The 2,906-nt window shown below is 43.3% G+C and carries 4 protein-coding genes; 3 read left to right on the forward strand and 1 reads right to left on the reverse strand.

Translation table 11 applies throughout. The annotated features are described in order from the left end of the window. Positions 1-115: 115 nt before the first annotated feature. Positions 116-985, reverse strand: coding sequence for an aldose epimerase family protein (locus F6K37_RS36970; protein WP_287255962.1), 870 nt, complete (start codon positions 983-985; stop codon positions 116-118). An 84-nt stretch (positions 986-1,069) separates the two neighbouring features. On the opposite strand from F6K37_RS36970, the gene F6K37_RS36975 reads away from it, so the two are divergent. From F6K37_RS36975 to F6K37_RS36985, 3 genes are all read left to right on the forward strand, one after another. Then, positions 1,070-1,291 carry a hypothetical protein gene (locus F6K37_RS36975; protein ID WP_131826850.1) on the forward strand — a complete coding sequence of 74 codons (222 nt, stop codon included), beginning with the start codon at positions 1,070-1,072 and terminating at the stop codon, positions 1,289-1,291. Positions 1,292-2,053: 762 nt separating this feature from the next. Beyond that, positions 2,054-2,188, forward strand: coding sequence for a hypothetical protein (locus F6K37_RS36980; RefSeq protein WP_267872009.1), 135 nt, complete (start codon positions 2,054-2,056; stop codon positions 2,186-2,188). Positions 2,189-2,612: 424 nt separating this feature from the next. Continuing rightward, on the forward strand, positions 2,613-2,828 hold the full coding sequence (locus F6K37_RS36985; protein ID WP_008182037.1) for a hypothetical protein: 216 nt from the start codon (positions 2,613-2,615) through the stop codon (positions 2,826-2,828). Positions 2,829-2,906: the final 78 nt, after the last annotated feature.

Genomic DNA, 2,906 nt, shown 5'->3' on the forward strand with positions numbered 1-2,906 from the left:
GGAACTAATCGGTTAAAAGCCGAGTACTCTACCATTGAGTTAGCGACCCGGTAAGCTTTTATCAAACATACCTTTACTAAGAATATCACATTGATAAGGAAATGTCTAGGGAAATTTAGAAAAATTTCGCCGTTAGCCTCACCGATGTCTCACTACTCTCTCCGGGAGCTAAGTGAGTTAAATTTTCTCCAGTGTTAAGAGCGTTACGGGGAGCACTCCAAGGTTCAAGGCAATAAAAGTCCTTGCCTTGAACTGTCCAAAATACCAAGGTCGAGTAAGCGTCAGTGTAGGTCAATGCGATCGCTAATCCCCTTTCAGCATCAGTAACACTGGCCGTATTATTACTCAGTTGCCCAAACGATACATCAATTTCATCACAGCTAAAATCAAAACTGCCAGTGAAAGGATGTACTGCTTGAGTTTGCTTCTCCTGATACTCCGATGCAGGAATATCAAACTCCAGTTTAGTTTTGTCAGGTGCCAAGAAGTAGGGATGGAAACCTGTGGCAAAGGGCATCGGTTCAGCGGAATGATTCGTATAGCGCTGATCAATGTCTAGGGTGTTGCCTTTTAATCGATAGGTAAAGGTAACTTCGAAGTCAAAGGGATAGACAGAGCGAGTTTGGTCATTACTCTTGAGGGTGATAGTCAACACTGCCATCTCATTCGTTGCACTATTAGTCACCTGCCAAGGCAAATTACGGGCAAAGCCGTGTTGTTTGAGAGTATAGTCTTTGCCAAGGTATGTATAAGTATCATTAACTAAGTTCCCACAGATGGGGAAGAGGATGGGAATGCCACCCCGTACACTCAGATTGGGATCTTTAAAGCGTTCCGCATCAAGATAAAAAATCTCCTGACCTTGGATATTCCACCGAATGACAATGCCACCTCGTTCAGGAACCACTTCTAATCGAGATTGGGCATTGTGGTCAGTGAGAATGTAAGTTTCGTATTGGTCTTGAGTGCGTACGATCTCAAACACTGGCTTTTCTCCCTTACGATTTAAAATCCGATTTATCAGTCTATTGAGTGCCTAATCGCTTTTGATCACAGCAAAAGCCTATTTTTGAGTGACTCTGACTGCGATCGATGGCAGGTTGGCAGGTTGGCAGTTTTTTTTACAAAATTCATGCTTAGTGCCAAGCACGTACAGGGATTAGTATGTCACAATGATGGGTATGTGGAACCTGTAGACACCTACCAAAATGCTTGCTTCTTGAACCAGGAGGCTTTAGCCACGCCGACGTTTATAAGCAGTAGGGTTTCTCCTGCTGTATCCTATAAATAGCCAAGTCGGTGACAAACCTGACAGCTAAGAAGACTAAGGGGAACGGTATAGCTCTTTTTGAGCCAAGTTCGGTAGTAGTGTGTTTAAACCGCCACAACAGTGTGAGTCAAATCTTACTGTGAACGTTGCAAGTAGCCGGTTTTTAACCGCTTTAGCAATATCCGCTCATAATCCCCTATGTTTCAACTTGGGGGAGTTGTTAAATTCTTACTCCATTATCTGTATAAGGATGCTAGTGGAATCTGAGTTTCCAACTAAACAGGTAAGGGGTCTCCCTTTATACCCGCGCTTCATGCGCGGGAGGGGAATTACCTGGCTGAGTCTCTTGGTTTTGGTATGATAAATTGATGGCGGTTGGACTGCCGCTCAATGGCTGTGGTAAATCGATACAGGATATCGAGGAACAGTAAGTCTCATTCGTGAGTTTGAGAAGCCTACATCAAATCAAAGATTATGATGTAGGAGTAGTCACATAACTATAGAGTGACCATACCCCCAAACACCATCTCTAACAGACTACAGCACCATTGCTGGCAAGCAGGAGAAATCGGTTAGGGCGGTATAGGTTGCTGAATTAAGGGATGTAGCGCCGACCTCAGGGGGTTTCCCAAACTCGCGCTCTGCATCAAGACAATGCATAAAAACAGAAAAATAACAAGCGAGAGTTAGCCACCTAATTTATTGGGTGGACAGCGTTCCCGTAGCGTGGCCAAAGGCCAGCGCGCTGGGATTTATCAAGGGCTTTCGTGTTAAAATAGAATCGTGAGTAAGAACAAGGTTGGTCGCGTTTATATTTTGCGCTTTTCGGTGAGATTCCGGACATTTGGAGACGGGGTATATCCTACGACCATGGAACAGGCAAACAATGGAGCAAAAAGTAGTGATTTATTGCCCTGATTTGTTTGGTACAACCACTCCGAAAGCTATTGTGCAATTAAATTAAAAGTAAATCCACCGGTTAACTTTTTGTTAATCCGTTCGCGTAGCTTGGCCAAAGGCCAGGGAGGTAGGGCAGTTTTGAGTCTGCCACAACAAAAGAGACTAGACTCACTCTCTAGTAAGTTTTATAAGCGTCGTGCAGCGCGGTTTTAACCCGCGTAACGACACGACTCTTAGAATCCACGCGATTTCAATCCGTGGAGAACTCAAAATGCAGAAAAAAAGTAATCAATGACACGAGCAGCGTTAATCAACTCAAACTCAAGCTCGCTTCTAATGCAAGCTACACTCTCAAGCAATGAACATAAAAGACTATTAAGCTATTTTAATCTTTAACAAGGAATAGACAAACCCGCTTGATTCCATGTTAAGTTAACCAAAAATGATTTCAAGTCAACCCCTACCCTTTAGGGCTGGGGATACGAGGAGTGAGCTACAATTATTTATTGGTAATCCTTATAAATTCTTGGAATCTATTTTTGCTGCTGATGGCGGCTCGACAAATCAAGTAAATGGTATTTTAGTCGCCAGAGCCAACAAAAAAAGGATCTGGAGTATTCCTGCTCTGGTTGCTCAGGTTTATTTTAACCTTCCATAGTATCTCATCATCGCAATGATGGAGAGAATCCCGCCAATTCTATTCGTGGGAAGTATGTCAGAATAAAGTTGTTTCTAG

The sequence above is a fragment of the Moorena sp. SIO4E2 genome, assembly GCF_010671945.1.
In the GTDB taxonomy this organism is placed as follows: domain Bacteria; phylum Cyanobacteriota; class Cyanobacteriia; order Cyanobacteriales; family Coleofasciculaceae; genus Moorena; species Moorena producens.